This window comes from Geobacillus thermocatenulatus (assembly GCF_002217655.1).
Classification (GTDB): domain Bacteria; phylum Bacillota; class Bacilli; order Bacillales; family Anoxybacillaceae; genus Geobacillus; species Geobacillus thermocatenulatus.
In genome coordinates this window covers 357,549-376,562 of record NZ_NEWK01000002.1, presented here as the reverse complement: position 1 = coordinate 376,562, position 19,014 = coordinate 357,549, and the positions used below count along the sequence as shown (strand labels likewise).

Annotated in this window: 15 protein-coding genes and 1 other RNA gene; all 16 read left to right on the top strand. The window is 55.3% G+C overall.

Features of this window, described 5'->3' with window-relative positions; all coding sequences use genetic code 11:
- Positions 1 to 278 precede the first annotated feature (278 nt).
- The 16 genes from hyi to B9L19_RS10695 all read left to right on the top strand — a co-directional run bounded on the left by hyi (position 279) and on the right by B9L19_RS10695 (position 18,939).
- Positions 279 to 1,076, top strand: a complete 798-nt coding sequence (gene hyi / locus B9L19_RS10780; protein ID WP_081804135.1) for a hydroxypyruvate isomerase — start codon at positions 279 to 281, stop codon at positions 1,074 to 1,076.
- Entirely contained in the window at positions 1,073 to 1,978 is a 906-nt protein-coding gene (locus tag B9L19_RS10775; protein WP_047753201.1) for an NAD(P)-dependent oxidoreductase, read from the top strand. The genes hyi and B9L19_RS10775 overlap by 4 nt, the downstream gene beginning before the upstream one ends.
- Entirely contained in the window at positions 1,966 to 2,244 is a 279-nt protein-coding gene (locus B9L19_RS10770) for a hypothetical protein (protein ID WP_047753200.1), read from the top strand. The genes B9L19_RS10775 and B9L19_RS10770 overlap by 13 nt, the downstream gene beginning before the upstream one ends.
- A complete protein-coding gene (locus B9L19_RS10765; RefSeq protein WP_025950059.1) occupies positions 2,222 to 3,544 on the top strand; it encodes an FAD-binding oxidoreductase in 1,323 nt (440 codons plus the stop codon). The genes B9L19_RS10770 and B9L19_RS10765 overlap by 23 nt, the downstream gene beginning before the upstream one ends.
- Positions 3,544 to 4,905, top strand: a complete 1,362-nt coding sequence (locus B9L19_RS10760; protein ID WP_089113937.1) for a (Fe-S)-binding protein — start codon at positions 3,544 to 3,546, stop codon at positions 4,903 to 4,905. Before B9L19_RS10765 ends, B9L19_RS10760 begins: the two co-directional genes overlap by 1 nt.
- Positions 4,902 to 6,347, top strand: a complete 1,446-nt coding sequence (locus tag B9L19_RS10755) for an FAD-binding oxidoreductase (protein WP_025950057.1) — start codon at positions 4,902 to 4,904, stop codon at positions 6,345 to 6,347. Before B9L19_RS10760 ends, B9L19_RS10755 begins: the two co-directional genes overlap by 4 nt.
- Before the next feature lie 107 nt (positions 6,348 to 6,454).
- Positions 6,455 to 8,638: a malate synthase G gene (locus B9L19_RS10750; RefSeq protein WP_047753198.1), complete on the top strand. Its 2,184-nt coding sequence runs from the start codon at positions 6,455 to 6,457 to the stop codon at positions 8,636 to 8,638.
- Positions 8,639 to 8,827: 189 nt separating this feature from the next.
- Positions 8,828 to 10,045, top strand: coding sequence for an NAD(P)-dependent malic enzyme (locus B9L19_RS10745; protein ID WP_047753197.1), 1,218 nt, complete (start codon positions 8,828 to 8,830; stop codon positions 10,043 to 10,045).
- 6 nt (positions 10,046 to 10,051) lie between these two features.
- A complete protein-coding gene (locus B9L19_RS10740; RefSeq protein ID WP_047753196.1) occupies positions 10,052 to 10,840 on the top strand; it encodes a fumarylacetoacetate hydrolase family protein in 789 nt (262 codons plus the stop codon).
- A 175-nt stretch (positions 10,841 to 11,015) separates the two neighbouring features.
- Complete coding sequence (locus B9L19_RS10735; RefSeq protein WP_025950053.1) at positions 11,016 to 11,801, top strand: IclR family transcriptional regulator; 786 nt, start codon at positions 11,016 to 11,018, stop codon at positions 11,799 to 11,801.
- Positions 11,802 to 12,048: 247 nt separating this feature from the next.
- Positions 12,049 to 14,325, top strand: coding sequence for a DEAD/DEAH box helicase (locus B9L19_RS10730; protein ID WP_025950052.1), 2,277 nt, complete (start codon positions 12,049 to 12,051; stop codon positions 14,323 to 14,325).
- Between the two features lie 83 nt (positions 14,326 to 14,408).
- Positions 14,409 to 15,674, top strand: a complete 1,266-nt coding sequence (locus B9L19_RS10725; protein WP_047753195.1) for a ribonuclease H-like domain-containing protein — start codon at positions 14,409 to 14,411, stop codon at positions 15,672 to 15,674.
- A gap of 438 nt (positions 15,675 to 16,112) precedes the next feature.
- A complete protein-coding gene (locus tag B9L19_RS10715; RefSeq protein WP_025950050.1) occupies positions 16,113 to 16,358 on the top strand; it encodes a CotD family spore coat protein in 246 nt (81 codons plus the stop codon).
- A 496-nt stretch (positions 16,359 to 16,854) separates the two neighbouring features.
- On the top strand, positions 16,855 to 17,151 hold the full coding sequence (gene gpsB, locus B9L19_RS10705; protein ID WP_011231037.1) for a cell division regulator GpsB: 297 nt from the start codon (positions 16,855 to 16,857) through the stop codon (positions 17,149 to 17,151).
- A gap of 99 nt (positions 17,152 to 17,250) precedes the next feature.
- An RNA gene (gene rnpB / locus B9L19_RS10700) (RNase P RNA component class B) lies at positions 17,251 to 17,647 on the top strand.
- A gap of 149 nt (positions 17,648 to 17,796) precedes the next feature.
- Complete coding sequence (locus tag B9L19_RS10695; RefSeq protein WP_025950048.1) at positions 17,797 to 18,939, top strand: THUMP domain-containing class I SAM-dependent RNA methyltransferase; 1,143 nt, start codon at positions 17,797 to 17,799, stop codon at positions 18,937 to 18,939.
- Positions 18,940 to 19,014 lie beyond the last annotated feature (75 nt).

Genomic DNA, 19,014 nt, shown 5'->3' with positions numbered 1-19,014 from the left:
GCCCTCACCTCTAAGCGAAGCGTAGGTGGTGGGTAGTTCACGATAGGCACAACATATAGTGTTAAAGAAGCGGTTAGCACGCATATATGGAGACGGAAGAGGGCGTCCCCATCCTTTTGGGACACCCTCTTTTTCCATGACGGCGGCATGGATCAAAGCGGCAAGTCAAAATGGTGCGGCTGTTTTTTTACGGCATGAAAGGTGAAACGCGGTGAGGCAGGAATCGGCAAATGGTGGGGCGAATAAAAGAAAGAAATGGAGAAGAAAGGGGCCTCATGATGAAGTTTGCCGTCAATGTCTCGACGATTTTCACGGAAGCGCCGTTTCTCGCCCGGTTTGCCAAGGCGAAGCAGCACGGGTTTTCGCTCGTTGAGTGCCAGTTTCCGTACGCTGCGGCGCCTGAGGCGGTTGCCGCTGAACTTGAAGAATACGGGCTGTCGCTCGTTTCGATCAACTTGCCGGCCGGCGATTGGGAAAAGGGGGAGCGCGGACTGGCGATTCTTCCCGGCCGTCATGACGATTTCCGCCGTGCGCTCGAGGAAGGGGTGCGCTATGCGCTCACGCTTGGCGCGCCGCGTCTTCATTGCATGGCCGGAGTGGTTCCGGCCGATTTGCCGCGGGAACGGGCAAAAGAAATATACATGCGCCGCTTGGATGAGGCGGCCGCTGCGCTCGGCGTCCACGGTTTGACGCTGACGATTGAACCGATCAATTCGTTCGATATGCCCGGCTACTTTTTAACCGATATTGACGAAGCGGCGGTGATCATCCGCGATCTCGGCCGGACGAATGTGAAAGTGCAATACGACATCTACCATATGGCGCGGCTTGGGCGCGATGTGACAGCGACGTTTGCGGCCTATGAACCATTGATTGACCATGTGCAATTTGCCGATGCCCCTGGGCGGCATGAGCCGGGGACGGGAGCGCTTCCGTATCGCGAGATTTTCGCATTTTTGCAAGAGCACGGCTACAATGGAGCGATTGGACTTGAGTACATTCCATCAGGGAAAAGCAGCGAAAGTTTTGTCTGGTATGATGAATACCGCGGAATGAAAGGGGGAGGCGGACGATGACACGCGTCGGCTTTATTGGATTGGGCGTGATGGGCTCGCGCATGGCGAAGCGGCTGCTTGAAGCGGGATTCAATGTTACGGTGTACAACCGTACGACAGAAAAAGCGGTTCCGCTTGTCAACCTTGGAGCCCGACAGGCGGCGACAGTGGCAGAGCTGGCTGGTGAGGCGGATATCATTTGCACGTGCTTATCGATGCCGGATGATGTCATCGAGGTGTATACAGGTGAAGGCGGCGTCCTCAGCTTGGCCCGGCCTGGGACGATTTGTCTTGATTTTACGACCGTCGGCCCGAAAACAAGCCGGTTTGTCGCCCGGCGCGCCGGTGAGCGCGGTGTCGCCTATTTGGATGCGCCAGTAAGCGGCGGTCCGGAAGGGGCGGAGCAAGGGGCGCTGACAATCATGGTCGGCGGAGCGAAAGAAGCATGGGAGCAGGTGCGCCCGTTGCTCGGTGTGCTGGGAAAAACGGTCGAATATTTAGGGGAAAGCGGCGCCGGCAGCGCGGCGAAAGTGATCAACCAGTACTTAGTCGCTGTCCATTCCGTCGCCGCGGCGGAAGCGATGGTCGCTGGCGTCGCTTATGGGCTTCATGCCGGGAAGCTGTATCGGCTGTTAAAAGAAAGCTACGGAGACAGCCGGATGTTGCGCCGCCATATGGAGCAGTTCGTGTTGCCGCGTCGATTCACTCCTGGCGGGGCGGTGAAGTATGTGCATAAGGACGTGCGCCTGGCGAACGAGTTGATGGACGAGATCGGCCTTGGCCACCGTCTTGGCGTTCAGGCGGAAAAAGCGTTTGCCGAAGCGATCGCCGCCGGTTTTGCCGATTTGGATATGTCAGCGGTCATCCAGCCGCTCGAACAGCGGGTCGGGGTGGTGGTAAAAGAGACAGAATGGACAAAATGATCGTCAAATTCGAAAAATTCGTTGAAAAAATGGAGGAGCGATGGTTTAATAGAAGTAGCAGGGAGGGTTGGCTCCAAAGGTTGTTTTGCGCTAAATCACTTGTATATATGACGGTGATCAGAAAAGGTGTCCTGATTCTTTTGGGACATCCTCCGCCTGATAAAGAAAACGGTTCGAGCGGTTCGCTTTTTTTGCAGATAAAAAGAAACGATGTTTCTTATTACGAAACGAAGGAGGGCGCTCATGCTTTCATTGACATGGATTGAGGAGCTGCAGGCGTTTTTGCATCCAGAACAGATCAAACGGAATGAATCGTTCCATCCCCTCGGCAATGATGGGGCGGTGGCCGTCTATCCACGAACAGAGGAAGAAATCGCTGCGGTGCTCCGCTATGCCGACCGCCATGACAAAAAAGTCGTCATCGCTGGACGCGGCACAAAACGGGGGTTTGGCGGGCAACGGGAACAGGCGGACATCTTGTTGTCGCTTGAACAGTATACCGGCATCGTCGAACATGCGGCCGCTGATATGACGGTCACCGTTAAGGCAGGAACGAAATTTGGCGATTTGCAGCGCGCGCTCGCCCCGTATCGGCAAAAGGTCGCCTTGGATCCGTTTTGGCCGGAGGAAGCGACGATCGGCGGAGTGATTGCGGCGAATGACAGCGGCCCGAAGCGGCTCGGCTACGGATCGGCGCGCGATTCCGTCATCGGGCTGCGCATCGTGTACCCAGATGGGACGATCATCCGTTCAGGCGGCAAAGTCGTGAAAAACGTCGCCGGCTATGATATGAACAAACTGTTCATCGGGGCGATGGGAACGCTTGGCGTGTTGAGCGAGATCACACTCAAGCTCCGGCCGCTGCCGAAATACGAAAGCGTTGTTTTATTGTCGTTTCCAACCGGCGATGTTCATGATATTCGCTCATTTGCGGTTTCCTTCCTTGATACGATGATGGAGCCGGTTTGCTTTGAACTGCTTAACCCGGCGCTTTCCGAGCGGTTGACGGGACAACCGGTTTATACGCTTGTGATCGGGTTTGAAGATGTGGAAAACGCCGTCCATTACCAAGAGCATTGGGTGGAACGACTGCGGCCGAAAGCGGTGGAAATGTCTATTTTAGTCGGCGAGGAGGCTTCCGCCTTTTGGCGGACGTTTTATACAGCGGCGCCAAACGGGCGTCTGGCGATGGCGGAAAACGGTGTGGAAGCGGCAGTGAAAATCGGGGTTGTCAACTTGGATGTACTCTCCATCTTACGTGAAAGCGTTTTAATTGCTGACCGTTGCCATGTCCGCATCGAGGCGCATGGCGGATTGGGCCACGGGCTTTGTCAGGCGTATATGCACGGCGGCGAAGAGGGAGTGTTGACCGCGATCGAGGAGCTGCGCCAAACCGCGGTTCGCCTTGGCGGCTATGCGATCGTGAAACATTTGCCGCTTTCGCTGCGCCAGCGCGTCGACGTCTGGGGAGGAAAGCCGGCGTATTTTTTCTTGCTCGAAGGCATTAAGCGGAAAATCGATCCGAACAAAACGGTCAACGATCAACGCTTTATTGGGGGGATTTAATGATGAGCACGATGACCAATGAGCGGGCGGACAGCCCGGCGTGTGCGACAGCGAGCCTCGGCAACTATCGATTTCACGATTTGCCGGACCCGAGCAAGTGGGCTGATTGCGTTCATTGTGGCATGTGTTTGGAATCGTGTCCGACGTACGAACAAACCGGCCAAGAGCAGCACTCCCCGCGCGGCCGCGTTCATTTGATGAAGTCGGTCGGCGAAGGAAAGCTTGAGCTGACGCCTGATTTGCTTGACCCGATTTTTACGTGCTTGGATTGCCGCGCCTGCACGACGGCCTGTCCGGCGGATGTCGATGTCGGCGGCCTCATTGAACAAGTGCGCGGCCAGCTTCGCCAGGCGGTGCCGCTTACTGGTTGGAAGGCGTTTGTCAGCGACTTGTTCTTAAAAGGGGTGTTTCCGCATCCGTCGCGTCTCGATTGGCTCGGCCGCCTGCTGAAATGGTACCAAAAAAGCGGGCTGCAGACGGTGGCGCGCAAAACGGGGCTGCTCAAGGTGATGCCGGATCATTTGGCCGAGATGGAGGCCATTTTGCCGGAGGTCGGCACGCCGGTGCGGAAAAAGTATCGACACCAGCCGCTCATTAAGGCGAAAGGGGAAACGAAGCGGACGGTTGCGATTTTGACCGGCTGTGTGATGGATGTGATGTTTAGTGACATTAATGAAGCGACGATCCGCGTTTTAACCCGGAATGGGAACGACGTCGTCATCGTCCCGAATCAGACGTGCTGCGGGGCGCTCCATGTGCACGCCGGCGACCGCGAAACGGGCCGGAAGCTCGCCAAGCAAAATATTGAGGCGTTTCAAGATGTCGACCATGTCATCGTTAACGCCGCCGGCTGCGGCTGCATGTTGAAAGAGTATCCGGAACTGTTCCGCCATGATCCGGAATGGCATGAAAAGGCGGAGCAATTTGCCGCCAAAGTTGAGGATGTGTCCAAATTTTTGCATGACACGGGCTTCAAACCGCCGAAAGCCGAACTGAACGTGCGCCTCACCTACCATGATGCATGTCACCTCGCCCATGGCCAGGGCATCCGCCAAGAGCCGCGCGCTTTGATTGAAAGCATTCCGGGGATGGAAATGGTCGCCATGCCAAACGCCGATCGTTGCTGCGGCAGCGCGGGGATTTACAACATCACCCATCCGGACATGGCACAAGCGGTGCTTGAGAGCAAAATGCAACACGTGCCGCAAGAGGTGGAGCTCATTTCCATGGGCAATCCAGGCTGCATGCTGCAAATGGCGCTTGGCGTGAAAAAATACGGGCGAAGCCAAAAAATCGTCCATACGGTGCAGCTGTTGGATTGGGCGTACCAAAAAGAAGAAGGGAAGGACGTGCGCATATGAGAAAACGGCCGATTGCAACGAGCGACCCGCACATTCAGGCGCTTGCCCGCATCGTTGGGGAACAGGCGATTTTATACCGGAAAGAAGATTTGATGGCGTACGACTGTGACGGGTTTACCGTTCACCGCCATTTGCCGAAGGCGGTCGTATTCCCGAACAGCACGGAGCAAGTGGCGGCGGTCGTCAAATACTGCCATGACCATGATCTTCCGTTTCTTGCCCGCGGCGCCGGCACGGGGCTAAGCGGCGGGGCGATTCCGTTAAACGGCGAAGTGGTGATCAGCTTAACGCGGATGAAGCGGCTTTTGCACGTCGATCTCGAAAACCGGCGCGCCGTCGTCGAGCCGGGGTTTGTCAACTTGAAGTTGACGAACTCGGTCGCCCACCGCGGCTATTACTATGCCCCCGACCCGTCAAGCCAATACTGCTGCACGATCGGCGGCAACGTCGCGGAAAACGCTGGCGGCGCCCACTGCTTAAAATACGGAGTGACGACGAACCATATTTTAGGGCTTGAAGTCGTCTTGCCGAACGGCGAAGTGATTGAAATCGGCGCAAACGGCGTTCCCGACCCGCCCGGCTACGATTTGCTCGGGCTGCTGACCGGGTCGGAAGGGACGCTTGGCATCGTGACCAAAATCACCGTCCGTTTGTTGAAAAATCCTGAGGCCAAACAGACGGTGCTCGCCTATTTTGACGAAGTGGAAGATGCGAGCCAGACTGTTTCCGACATCATTTCCGCCGGGATTGTGCCGGCGGCGCTGGAGATGATGGACCAGACGGCCATCGAGGCGGTTGAAGCGGCTGCGTTTCCAGTCGGCCATCCGAAAGACATCGCCGCGCTGTTGCTCATTGAAGTGGACGGCATTTCCGCCGGGATTGACGAGCAAATCGACGATATTTTAACGATTTGCCGCCGCCACCATGTGCGCGAAGTGAAAGTCGCCCAGTCAGAGGAAGAGCGGGCGCGCTGGTGGGCGAACCGGAAAACCGGCTTTGGCGCCATGGGGGCGATTTCGCCGGATTATTTAGTGCAAGACGGCGTCATTCCGCGCAGCCGGCTGCCGGAAGTGTTGAACGAAATCGCCAACATCAGCCGCAAATACGGGCTTCGGATTGCGAATATTTTCCATGCTGGAGACGGCAATTTGCACCCGCTTGTGTTGTTTGATGCGAGCAAGCCTGGGGAGACAGAGCGGGCGCTTGCCGCCGGAAGCGAATGCCTCAAGGCGTGTGCAGCGGTCGGCGGATCGATCACCGGCGAACATGGCGTTGGCATTGAGAAAAAAGAAGAGATGCGCTTCATTTTCACTGACGAGGAAATTTTGGCGCAAACGGCCATCCGCGACGTGTTTAACCCGAAAAACTTGCTCAACGCCGGCAAGCTGTTCCCGACGCCGGGGCGTTGTGTAGAGACAAAGACGCCGTCGACAGTGAAATGAAAATTTTTTGAAAACGATTGCCAGTCATTTCGTTTCATGGTATCATCTTTTTAGAGAAATTGAGAAACAATGTTTCGTAATAAGAAACAAGAGAGGGGAAGAGAATAATGGGCGAATACGTACAAAAAGCGAACATCCAAGTCGCCAAAGTGTTGTACGACTTTGTCAACGAGGAGCTCCTGCCGAACAGCGGGCTCGACCAAGACAAGTTTTGGCGCGATTTTGCCGCGCTCATCGCCGATTTGACGCCGCGCAACAAAGAGCTGTTGGCGCGCCGCGATGAGATCCAGCAACAATTGAATGAGTGGCATAAAGCGCACCGCGGCCGCTTCAATTTTGACGAGTATAAAGCGTTTTTAACCGAAATCGGCTACTTGGAGCCGGAAGTCGAGGACTTCGAAATTACGACAGAAAATGTGGATGATGAAATTGCCGTGCAGGCCGGGCCGCAGCTCGTCGTGCCGCTCACAAACGCCCGCTATGCGCTGAACGCCGCCAATGCCCGCTGGGGCAGCTTATATGACGCGCTGTACGGCACCGACGCCATCAGCGAAGAAGACGGCGCCTCACGCGGTTCGTCGTACAATCCGGTGCGCGGGGCGAAAGTCATCGCCTACGGACGGAAGTTTTTGGATGAAGCAGTGCCGCTTGCCGAATATTCCCATCAAGACGCAGTCCAATACGCGATCGTGGACGGGCGGCTTGTCGTGACGGTTGAAGGAGGGGCGACGACAAGGCTGAAAGAGCCGGAAAAATTCGTCGGCTTCCAAGGCGACCCGCAACATCCGACAGCGGTGTTGGTGAAGAACAATGGCCTTCACATTGAAATTCAAATCGACCGCGAGCATCCGGTCGGCAAAACGGACAAAGCCGGCATTAAAGACATTGTGCTCGAAGCGGCGTTTACAACGATCATGGACGGCGAAGATTCGGTGGCGGCCGTTGACGCCGAAGACAAAGTGCTCGTTTACCGCAACTTGTTTGGTCTCGTTAAAGGCGATTTGACAGCGACGTTTGAGAAAAACGGCAAAATCATGACGCGCTCCCTGAACCCGGATCGCGTATACAAAACGCCGGATGGCGGAAAGCTCGTGCTGCCGGGCCGTTCGCTCATGTTCGTGCGCAACGTCGGGCACTTCATGACGAACAACGCGATCTTGCATGCGAATGGCGAAGAAGTGCATGAAGGGATCATCGATGCCGTCATTACGAGCTTGATCATGAAACACTCGCTCATCGGCAATACGCGCTATTTGAACTCGCGCAAAGGCTCGATTTACATCGTCAAGCCGAAAATGCACGGATCGGCAGAAGTGGCGTTTGCCAACGAGCTGTTTGACCGCGTCGAAGATATGCTCGGCCTTCGACGCAACACGATTAAAATCGGCGTGATGGACGAGGAGCGCCGCACGTCGCTCAACTTGAAAAACTGCATCTACCAAGTGCGCGACCGCATCATTTTTATCAACACCGGCTTCCTCGACCGGACGGGCGACGAGATTCATACATCGATGGAAGCGGGGCCGATGCTGCGCAAAAACGAGATGAAATCATCGACTTGGCTGCAGGCGTATGAAAAATCGAACGTCGCCGTTGGGCTTGCCGCCGGCTTCCGCGGCCGGGCGCAAATCGGCAAAGGAATGTGGGCGATGCCGGATTTGATGGCAGAAATGCTGAAGCAAAAAGGAGCACAGCTGAAAGCCGGCGCCAACACGGCATGGGTGCCGTCGCCGACGGCGGCTACGCTCCATGCGCTTCATTACCATCAAGTGAACGTCGCGGCTGTGCAAAGCGAGCTGGCGAACGAGCGGGCCGACTACCGCGACGACATGTTGCAAATTCCGGTTGTCGACCATCCGCAATGGACGGCAGAGGAAATTCAAGAAGAAATCGACAACAACTGCCAGAGCATTTTAGGCTATGTCGTCCGCTGGGTCGATCAAGGAATTGGCTGCTCGAAAGTGCCGGACATCTATAACATTGGACTGATGGAAGACCGGGCGACGCTTCGCATCTCGAGCCAAATTCTCGCCAACTGGCTCCATCATGGCATTTGCACGAAAGAGCAAGTGCTCGAGGCGCTCAAGCGAATGGCCAAAGTCGTTGACGAACAAAACGCTGGCGATCCGAACTATCGCCCGATGGCGCCAAATTACGATGATTCGGTGGCGTTCCAAGCGGCGTGCGACCTTATTTTCCTCGGCTATGAACAGCCAAACGGCTATACAGAGCCGATTTTGCACCGCCGCCGCCAAGAAGCAAAAGCGAAATTTGCCGCTATTGAGCAATAAGCACCGAAAGCGGCATAAGGAACAAGGGACGGGCGCCCTTGTTCCTTCCTATCTATTTTGATCAGAAAATTAAGAAAATAAATAGAGAAAGGGGGCAGCTCCTAGTTACTACTGGCCGGTTGTCAAAGGCAAAGCAGCACAAAAGGCGGTACAAGGGGATGGGGGAAGGCTGGTAGCTAGGGATCAGCGATGAAAAATTTGCGGGAAAAAGCGTTGCTTGTTCATCGACAGGCAAGAGGAAAACTATCCGTCGAAGTGAAAGTGCCGGTCGTGAATGCCAATGATTTAAGTCTCATTTATTCGCCGGGAGTGGCTGAGCCGTGCAAAGAAATTTACGTCGATCAAGACGAAATGTACAACTATACAGTGAAGGGCAATTTTGTCGCCGTCGTCTCGAATGGCACGGCGGTGCTTGGACTTGGCAACATCGGCGCGCGGGCGGCGCTTCCGGTCATGGAAGGAAAAGCCGCCTTGTTCAAAGCGTTCGCCGGGATCGATGCCGTGCCGCTTTGCCTCGATACCGAAGATCCGGAACAAATCATTCAAACGGTCAAGTTGCTGGAACCGGCGTTTGGGGGCATCAATTTGGAAGATATCGCCGCCCCCGCCTGCTTTGTCATTGAAGAGCGTCTTCGCCAAGAGATGGCGATCCCGGTGTTTCATGATGATCAGCATGGCACGGCGATTGTCGTGGCCGCTGGGCTGACGAACGCCTTAAAAGTCGTTGGCAAACAGCTCGCCGATTGCCGGGTTGTCATCAACGGAGCTGGCGCTGCTGGGGTGGCGATCGCCAAATTGCTGCTGTCAATCGGGGTCGGCGATTTGATTATGTGCGACACGAAAGGCGCCATTTACGAAGGACGTCCGCATGGGATGAACGCCATCAAGGAAGAAATCGCCCGGCAAACGAACCGCCGCCGTATCTCCGGGACGCTTGCGGACGTCATTCAAGGCGCGGATGTGTTTATCGGTGTCTCGGTTGCTGGGGCGTTGACGCCAGCGATGGTTCGGATGATGAACCGCGGGGCGGTCGTATTCGCCTTGGCCAATCCGGTCCCTGAGATCATGCCGGATGAGGCAAAAGCCGCCGGCGCCGCCGTGGTCGCGACCGGCCGGTCGGATTTGCCGAACCAAGTGAACAACGTGTTGGCGTTCCCTGGCATTTTCCGCGGCGCGCTCGATGTGCGGGCGACGCAAATTAATGAGGCGATGAAAATTGCCGCTGCCGAAGCCATCGCCGGGCTCATCCAGCCGGAAGAGCTGACGGAAGAGTATGTCATCCCGAATCCGTTTGACCGTCGCGTCGTCGAGGCCGTCGCTTCCGCCGTCGCCCGCGCCGCCATGGAGACCGGGGTGGCTCGAGTCAAGGAAAAAGTTGAGGAACAAAATCGTGTCAGAGAGGGGTAGCCATCGATGAAATTTGCCCGTTTTCTCGCTGATGGCGTGATTCGCGCCGGTGTGGTGAACGGTGAAGTGATCCGCGAAATCGAAGGAAATATGTTCACCGCTTGGGATTATACGGGAAACGTATTCCGCTATGATCGCGTTTCGCTCGTGGCGCCGCTTGCGCCGCGCCATGTGATCGGCATTGGCGCCAACTATGTGGCTTCCCATGAACAGCTGCCGGCTGAAATGCCGGACATTCCCGTCTTTTTCTTTAAACCATCTTCATCCGTCGTCGGGCCGGAAGCGGAGGTGGTCATTCCAAACGCGGCCGGTGAAGTGAAATTTGAATCCGAGCTGGCGGTCGTGATCGGCAAAGAGGCAAAGCAGGTGAGCGAAGAAGACGTGTGGTCGTATATTTTCGGCTATACGGTCGCCAACGATGTCACCGCGCCGCAGTTTTTCCACCCGGACGGCCATTGGACGATCGGAAAATCGTTCGATACGTTTACACCGCTCGGCCCGGTCATTGAAACAGAGCTCGATCCTCGGGCTGTATCGGTGAAGGCGCGGGTCAATGGTGAAGAAAAGCAGAACAGCTCGACCGAGCTGATGATCATTTCCATCAGCAAAATGATTTCGTATTTGTCTCATGTCATGACGCTGCAACCGGGCGACGTCATTTTGACGGGAAGCCCGGTCGGCGCCGAGCTTGTCGGCCCGGGGACGGTCATTGAATGCGAAGTGGACGGCATCGGCACGCTCCGCAATACGTTTGTCGCCGCCAAAGCGCCGGCCGTTTCTATCCGACGTTCATAACGAACCTGCGGCATCTCTGGGCTAAACAAGGCATCAGGCGCGTCCTGACGGTGAATATATTCCGTCCGTTAAGGCGGCGCTCGCTGCCACGCGCGCCTGCGCTGCTCTCCCGCCTGCAAAAGCCCGGCTGTTCGTGTATAATGGCGAGCGGAGAGAACAAATCGAGGTGAATGCGATGGAACGAGAAAACATGGTCAAATCTGTCCGCCGGGCGTTGCAAATTATCGAAATCGTCAGCACGAAAAAGGACGGGCTGGGCGTGACGGAAATCGCGAAACAAATGGACATCAACAAAAGTTCGGTGTACCGCATTTTAACGACGCTTGCCCAATACGGCTATATCGAACAACATCCGGAAACGGAGCGGTATAAGCTCGGCTACAAGTTTTTAGAGCTCAGCTCAAAGCTGCTTGATTCGATCGATTTGCGCCAAGAAGCGAAGCCATATTTGCGCGAGCTCGAAAAAGAAACGAACGAGGTCATCCACCTTGTCGTCTATGATCAAGGGGAAGTCATTTATATTGAAAAATTGGAAGGAACAGAGACGCTGCGCATGCACTCCAAAGTCGGCAAGCGGGCTCCGATGCATTGCACGGCGGTCGGCAAGGCCATTTTAGCCCATTTGCCGCCCGCGGTGGCTGCAGAGATCATCGATCGGAAAGGACTGCCAAAGCATACCGATTGGACGATCACCGACCGCGAGGCATTTTTCCGCGAACTTGAGACCGTCCGGCAAAACGGGTATGCGCTTGACTTGGAAGAAAACGAGTACGGCATCCGATGTGTTGCCGTTCCGATTTTTGACTATACCGGCGGCGTCGTCGCGGCAATCAGCGTTTCCGGCCCGACGATCCGCATGACGGACGACCGCGTCAAAGGACTCGCTGTGCGCATGCGGCAGATCGGCAAAGAACTGTCGGCAAGACTCGGCTATCGTGGAGTCCATTCCGTCCAGCTGTAGCGGCTGGACGTTTTTTTGTACCAACAAGAATGACCCATGTCGATGCCGCCTTGGCGGGGAAGGTGAGAGGAAGGCATCCTTTTTTCCAAAACCGTTCAGATACAATCGAACGTTCTGTCGTTCGGCCGGCTCCGATATATCGGTTGTCTGCCAGTTTGAAACGAGAGCGGACTGCCTCTTGGTGGGCGTTTTTTGTAGTGCAAACAAACGGAATACATGTAAAATAGAAAACGAGGTGACTTGCGACGTGAAAAAACAGACGCTTTCCGAATGGATCGAACAGCTCCGCCAAGATCCGAACGTCGTCTATTGGCATGAAATCGAACCGAAAGAAGCGAAACTCGCACCGTTTCCAGACGAACTTGACCCGCGGCTTGGCGCGGCGCTTGAAGCGCGCGGCATCACTTCGTTGTATACGCACCAGGCGTCCGCTTACGCCGCGGTGCAAAGCGGACGGAACATCGTCGCCGTAACGCCGACCGCTTCCGGGAAAACGCTTTGCTACAATTTGCCGGTGCTCGATGCCATTGCCAAAGAGCCATCGAGCCGCGCCCTGTATATCTTTCCAACGAAGGCGCTCGCTCAAGATCAAAAAAATGAACTAAACGAGATCATCGCCGAGATGGGGGTGTCGATTTACAGCCATACATACGACGGCGACACGGCGCCGGCGCTGCGGCAAAAAATCCGTCAAGCGGGCCATATTGTCATCACCAACCCAGATATGCTCCATACGGCCATTTTGCCGCACCATACGAAATGGATTTCTCTTTTTGAACAGCTGCGCTACGTCGTCATCGATGAACTGCATACATACCGCGGTGTATTCGGCAGCCATGTGGCGAACGTCATCCGCCGCTTAAAGCGCATTTGCGCCTTTTACGGGAGTCGACCAACGTTTATTTGCACGTCGGCGACGATCGCCAATCCGAAAGAGTTGGCGGAGCGGCTGATCGGCGAACCGATGACGCTTATTGACAACAACGGGGCGCCGCGCGGGCGGAAATATTTTGTGTTTTACAATCCGCCGGTTGTCGAGCGGACGATGAACATCCGCCAAAGCGCGGCAAAAACGGCCGTTGAGCTCGCACGACAGCTGCTTGTCAACCGCATTCCGACGATCGTTTTCGCCCGCAGCCGCGTCCGTGTCGAGTTGATTTTAAGCCATTTGCAGGCGGCGGTGAACGAACGAATCGGCGAAACGACGATCCGCGGCTACCGCGGCGGCTACTTGCCAAATGAGCGGCGCGCCATTGAAAAAGGGTTGCGCAGCGGGGAGATTATCGGGGTTGTCAGTACGAATGCGCTCGAGCTCGGTGTTGATATCGGCCAATTGCAAGCGTGCATTTTAACCGGCTATCCGGGAACGATCGCCAGCACGTGGCAGCAAGCCGGGCGCGCCGGCCGGCGCCAGGGCGATTCGCTCGTTGTGATGATCGCAAGCTCGAGTCCGCTTGATCAGTACATCATCTCCCATCCAGAATACTTTTTCGCCCGCTCGCCGGAGGCGGCGCGCATCAACCCGGACAATCTGCTCATTTTGGTCGATCATCTGAAATGCGCCGCCTATGAGCTTCCGTTCCGGCGCGGAGAGACGTTCGGCGGCGTCGAGGTCGAAGAGGTGCTCGACTTTTTGGCCGAGCAAGGGGTGCTCCATGAGCGAGCTGGGCGCTGGCATTGGATGAGCGACGCGTTTCCCGCGCATGATATCAGTTTGCGCTCCGCGGCTCAGGAAAACGTCGTCATCATCGATATTTCCGACACCGCCCGCCATCGCGTCATCGGCGAAATGGACCGCTTCAGCGCGATGACGCTGCTTCATGATGAAGCGATTTATTTGCATGAAGGAGCACAATACCAAGTGGAAAAGCTCGACTGGGAGGAGAAAAAGGCGTACGTCCGCCAAGTTGATGTGGAATATTTTACGGACGCCAATTTGGCTGTCCGGCTTGATGTGTTGTCGGAAGACCGAAGCGAAACGCGCGGACAAATGGCGGTGCGTTACGGTGATGTATCGGTCCGAGCGATGGCGACGATGTTTAAAAAACTGAAGCTGTCGACGTTTGAAAACATCGGATCAGGACCGATCCGGCTTCCCGAGGAAACGCTGCATACATCGGCGGCGTGGATCGAATGGGAGGTGGTGCCGTCGCGGTTTTCCCCGGCGCTGTTTGAACAACTCCTTGTCGGCATCGCCAATGTGCTTGGCCATCTCGTGCCGGTGTTTGTCATGTGCGACCGCTCCGATCTTCACGTCGTGCCGCAGCTGAAGGCACCGCATTCCGGACGGCCGACGATTTTTCTTTATGATCGCTATCCAGGCGGAGTCGGCCTGTCGGAGGCGGTGTTTGAACGGCATGAAGAGATCATGAAACAGGTGAAAGAATGGGTCGAACGCTGCCCGTGTGCGGACGGCTGCCCATCGTGCATCGGCATTTCAAGCGCTGATGGACCGTCGTTGAAGCGCGAACTTGTCCAGTTTTTGGACGAACAACTTGCCGTTTGGGCCGGTCCGTCCGTTTAAGCGTCGTCATGCGTGTTTTTGCCGAGTGTGGAAGAATCAACTTATAGAAGCAAGCCGATGTCAAGCAAGGAGGGGGTGAACGGATGAAGCCGAAGTTGGCGCAATGGAAAGAATTGCTTGCCGCCCGGCATCAAAAGGAGAACGATGAAGAAAAAGAAGAAGAGAAACCGGACGGACGACCTGTGACGGACGTGCCGTATGCCGACGTTTGGCGGGAGTACGGCGCCAAGCCGTATTGGTTTGACGGCGATTACTGCCTCATTCGGGAAACGGTGTATCCGCTTGACTATCAGCACGGCCGCTATCGGCTCGGAGCGCTGTATGAAGTGCACGAAAGATGGCAGGAAGCGCCGTTTTCCCATCCGCTCTCATGCCGCGGCTTTGCCGTTCGTGACTTATTCTTTTTTGACACGGAGACGATGGGACTTTCAAGCGGGGCGGGAAACATCATGTTCTTGCTTGGCCACGCCCGCGTGCTTGGAGACCGCATCGTCGTCCGCCAGCACGTTTTGCCGCATCCGGGGGCGGAAGCGGCGCTCTATCAAAGTTTTTTGTCTGACGTTGATTATACGACGCTTGTCACCTATAACGGAAAAGCGTTCGACTGGCCGCGCCTGAAAACGCGCCATGCGCTTGTCCGCAACATGGTGCCAAAATTGCCAGCGTTCGGTCATTTTGATTTGTATCACGCCGCCCGCCGCTTATGGAAAGACAAATTGGATTCGCTGCGTCTTTCGGAAGTGGAGCGGCACATTCTCCATGTCGAGCGGGGCGATGATGTGCCGGGCTTTTTGGCGCCGATGATGTACAAGGAGTTTTTGCAAACGCCCCATCCAGACCGGCTGATGCCAGTATTGCGCCATAACGAGCGCGACGTGTTGTCGCTCATTGCTCTCTACATTCACCTATCCGTTCAGCTGCTTGAAGCGGACCGGCTCGCTGACCCCAAGGAGCTGTTGGCCGCCGCCCGTTGGTTTGAAGCCATCGGGGAAACAGCAGCTGCACGGGGGGTGTACGAGGAGGCGAGCGGCAAAGGGGCGAAGGAAGCGCAGGCGGCGAAATGGCAGCTTTCGCTTTTATACCGAAAAGAAAAACGATATGAAGAGGCTGCTCTCCTTTGGCGCGACTTGTTGATCCACGGAAATGGCTATTGGAAGGCGAAGGCCGGGCTTGAACTGGCGAAGGTGTATGAGCATTATTTCCGGGATGCGGCCGAAGCGCACCGTTATGCTGTTATGGCATATGAAGCGTGGCGGTCGCTCGCTAGGATGAGCCGACAACATAGAGAGAAAGAAGAAGCGGAATGGCGCAGGCGGCTCGCGCGGCTTGAACGCAAGAAAAACGGGTGAGAACTCATCCATTTCCCTGGCAAGCGCAAAATATGACAGAAAACGAAAATGTTTCGTCTTTTTGTTGTGAATCTTGTAGAAAAAAGAAAAAACGTGTACAATGGCATCGGAATGAACGAAAACGATGGCAGGGAGAAGAAGACGATGCGGAGCATGTACAAAAAAATTTTGTATCTCTTTTTTATTGTCGTCGGTTTGACGTTTGTCGTGTTCAATTATATCTATTAATGAACGTCAGAGGGCCGGCGCCGCATAACGGATTCAAAAAGACGAATGACGATGCCGAAACGTCCGAAGCACCGGGGGCGAGAGAGCCGGTAGATTGTTGGCGCGAACAGCTCTTCAAAATGGGTGTTTAAACTAGTACGAGTCCACTCCGTTCATCATAGGCTAGTATTGTCAAGCAACAGCCTAACTTGATGAAAGGAGAGGAATATGATGCATTGCCTGCCGAATGTAACGGCGCCGATCGTTCATCCGCCTCGTTGCAACGTTTTGCATCACTTTGAAGCAACGATTGTACCGCATATCCATCCATCGCATACGACGCATGTTTACCATCACTTGTATGAACATCAACATTATTTCCCGCATACGGAATCGGCGGTGGCTCAGGCTGCCAATCGCCATCTGTACTGCCCGGGTCCGGGACCGATGCCATTTCCGCCGTTTCCGCTGCGATAGTAAGGGCCAAAAACAGAAGCCGCTTTGTCGGCTTCTGTTTTTTTACGGATGGAAAACGCCGGCAGCCAGCAGCGTTTGGGCGGGAGGACGGCGTTTCGGCGCCGCCGGGAAGTCTGCGTGGGCGCCATGCGGCTTCCCGATCGATGCGGCAAGCCAAGTGTGAGTAAAATATTTGTGGGTGACATTCCGAAATGATCCCCGACGAGGGTTGCGAACTTTTGTTCGCGACACTCGTCGGGGCCACCAAGCGAAGCGCGGTAGAAAAAAGCAAATGTCATGCAACTCAAGATGAGGGATGAGAGTCCGAAAGCGCTTACGATATCAATTCCTGAAAATGGTTCGCTAACTAGTGATTGACAACACCCGTAGTGAACCGAAAAAATGTTCTCCACAAAGTCTTGACTGACTCGCAAGCCAACCGTCAATTGACAACCGGCTGAATTTCTGAAAAAATAAAGAGAAGATGATCGTTGAATGCGGATTGAGGTGAAAAGCCATGTCAGCCCATCAAGTGAAACTGACGCCGAAAGACATTTTAGAAAAGGAATTTAAGGTAAGCATACGGGGGTACAACCAAGACGAAGTGGATCAATTTTTGGATCTCATTATTAAAGATTATGAAGCATTTCAGCAAGAAATTGACGAGCTGCGCCAGGAAAACGCCCGGCTGAAGCGGCAAGTCGAGGAGCTTCAAAAACGGCCGGCGATGTCGGCGGGAACGACGAACTACGACATTTTGCAGCGCCTTTCCAACTTAGAAAAGCATGTGTTTGGCCGGAAACTGTATGAATAACCAGCCGGCAGGGCGAAGTTGATGCAGGGATTTCTAATTTTTTCTTCTTGATTCTCACACCAAGATCAGCTATACTGTAAGATGCTCGCAGCGTTAATCATGTTCGGGTAATCGCTGCGGCCGGTTTCGGCCGTAGAGGAAAGTCCATGCTCGCACGGTGCTGAGATGCCCGTAGTGTTCGTGCCTAGCGAATCCATAAGCTAGGGCAGTCTGGCTTCGGCTGGGCTGACGGCGGGGAAAGAACCTACGTCCGCATGCGGATATGGTTCGATTACCCTGAAAGTGCCACAGTGACGCAGCTCTAAGGGAAACCTTAGAGGTGGAACGCGGTAAACCCCACGAGCGAGAAACCCAAATGATGGTAGGGGCACCTTCCCGAAGGAAATGAACGGAGGGAAGGACAGGCGGCGTACGCTGCCTGTAGATAGATGATTACCGCCGGAGTACGAGGCGAAAGCCGCTTGCAGTACGAAGGTACAGAACATGGCTTACAGAACATGATTAACGCGGTGATTGGAATCGTGGGAAAGCCCTCCTGCAGGAAGGAGGGCTTTCTCTTTTGTGTGTTTTCCTTCCATGTGACTATAATGGAAGTATAGGCCATGAATGAAGGGATCCATACATCTATCCGATAGGGGGAACAGGATGACTTCGTTTTCGCTGATTGCCACGGCCGCGATGGGGCTCGAATCCGTCGTCGCGGAAGAAGTGCGCCGGCTTGGCTATGAGTGCCAAGTGGAGAACGGCAAAGTGACGTTTGAAGGCGATGCGCTCGCCATTTGCCGGGCCAACCTTTGGCTGCGCACCGCTGACCGCGTGAAGCTGAAAGTCGGCGAGTTTCGAGCGACGACGTTTGAGGAGTTGTTTGAACAAACGAAGGCGCTGCCGTGGGCCGATTATTTGCCGAAAGATGCCGAGTTTCCGGTGATCGGGAAGTCGGTCAAATCAACGCTGTTCAGCGTTTCCGACTGCCAAGCCATTGTGAAAAAGGCAGTCGTCGAAAGCTTAAAAGCGCGCTATCATTTGTCGTGGTTCCCGGAAACCGGGCCGTTGTATCGGATCGAGGTGGCGCTTCACAAAGATATCGCGACGTTGACGATCGATACAAGCGGCGCCGGGCTGCATAAACGCGGCTACCGTGCTCGCCAAGGGGAGGCGCCGCTAAGAGAGACGCTCGCGGCCGCCTTAGTGTTGCTCACCAATTGGACGCCCGAGCGCCCGTTCGTCGATCCGTTTTGCGGGTCGGGCACGATTGCCATTGAGGCGGCGCTGATCGGCCAAAACATCGCCCCAGGGTTTAACCGGGATTTCGTCTCGGAGCAATGGCCGTGGATCGGGGAATCGGTATGGGAAGAGGCGCGCCAAGAGGCGGAACAGATGGCGCGTTACGACCAACCGCTTGATATTTGCGGGATTGACCTTGACCCGCACATGGTCGAGATCGCCAAGATGAATGCAGCCGAAGCGGGGCTTTCCGATCTCATTTCTTTTCGGGAGGGCCGCGCCGAGCAGTTTCGGACCGATGCACAATACGGGGTGATCGTCGGCAACCCGCCATACGGCGAACGGCTTGGCGAACAACGGGAGGTCGAAGCGCTCTATCGCGCCATCGGCCGCGCCTTCGCCGCCTTGGATACGTGGTCGGTGTACATTTTAACCGCCCACCGCGGTTTTGAAACGCATTACGGCCGCCCAGCGACGAAGCGGCGCAAACTGTTTAACGGCTTTATTGAAACGCATTACTACCAGTACTGGGGGCCACGGCCGCCGCGCGAAACTCGAAGTTGACTTCTCGGCGGCCATCGATCATAATATTGTTTTGTTACAGATCAGCGAGCGAGAAAGCCCACTCCTTGAGGGGTG

Excerpts from the sequence above, each read along its gene's own strand:
- hyi (WP_081804135.1), top strand. The coding sequence starts at position 279 with ATGAAGTTTGCCGTCAATGTCTCGACGATTTTCACGGAAGCGCCGTTT.
- B9L19_RS10775 (WP_047753201.1), top strand. The coding sequence starts at position 1,073 with ATGACACGCGTCGGCTTTATTGGATTGGGCGTGATGGGCTCGCGCATG.
- B9L19_RS10770 (WP_047753200.1), top strand. The coding sequence starts at position 1,966 with ATGGACAAAATGATCGTCAAATTCGAAAAATTCGTTGAAAAAATGGAG.
- B9L19_RS10765 (WP_025950059.1), top strand. The coding sequence starts at position 2,222 with ATGCTTTCATTGACATGGATTGAGGAGCTGCAGGCGTTTTTGCATCCA.
- B9L19_RS10760 (WP_089113937.1), top strand. The coding sequence starts at position 3,544 with ATGATGAGCACGATGACCAATGAGCGGGCGGACAGCCCGGCGTGTGCG.
- B9L19_RS10755 (WP_025950057.1), top strand. The coding sequence starts at position 4,902 with ATGAGAAAACGGCCGATTGCAACGAGCGACCCGCACATTCAGGCGCTT.
- B9L19_RS10750 (WP_047753198.1), top strand. The coding sequence starts at position 6,455 with ATGGGCGAATACGTACAAAAAGCGAACATCCAAGTCGCCAAAGTGTTG.
- B9L19_RS10745 (WP_047753197.1), top strand. The coding sequence starts at position 8,828 with ATGAAAAATTTGCGGGAAAAAGCGTTGCTTGTTCATCGACAGGCAAGA.
- B9L19_RS10740 (WP_047753196.1), top strand. The coding sequence starts at position 10,052 with ATGAAATTTGCCCGTTTTCTCGCTGATGGCGTGATTCGCGCCGGTGTG.
- B9L19_RS10735 (WP_025950053.1), top strand. The coding sequence starts at position 11,016 with ATGGAACGAGAAAACATGGTCAAATCTGTCCGCCGGGCGTTGCAAATT.
- B9L19_RS10725 (WP_047753195.1), top strand. The coding sequence starts at position 14,409 with ATGAAGCCGAAGTTGGCGCAATGGAAAGAATTGCTTGCCGCCCGGCAT.
- B9L19_RS10715 (WP_025950050.1), top strand. The coding sequence starts at position 16,113 with ATGCATTGCCTGCCGAATGTAACGGCGCCGATCGTTCATCCGCCTCGT.
- gpsB (WP_011231037.1), top strand. The coding sequence starts at position 16,855 with ATGTCAGCCCATCAAGTGAAACTGACGCCGAAAGACATTTTAGAAAAG.
- B9L19_RS10695 (WP_025950048.1), top strand. The coding sequence starts at position 17,797 with ATGACTTCGTTTTCGCTGATTGCCACGGCCGCGATGGGGCTCGAATCC.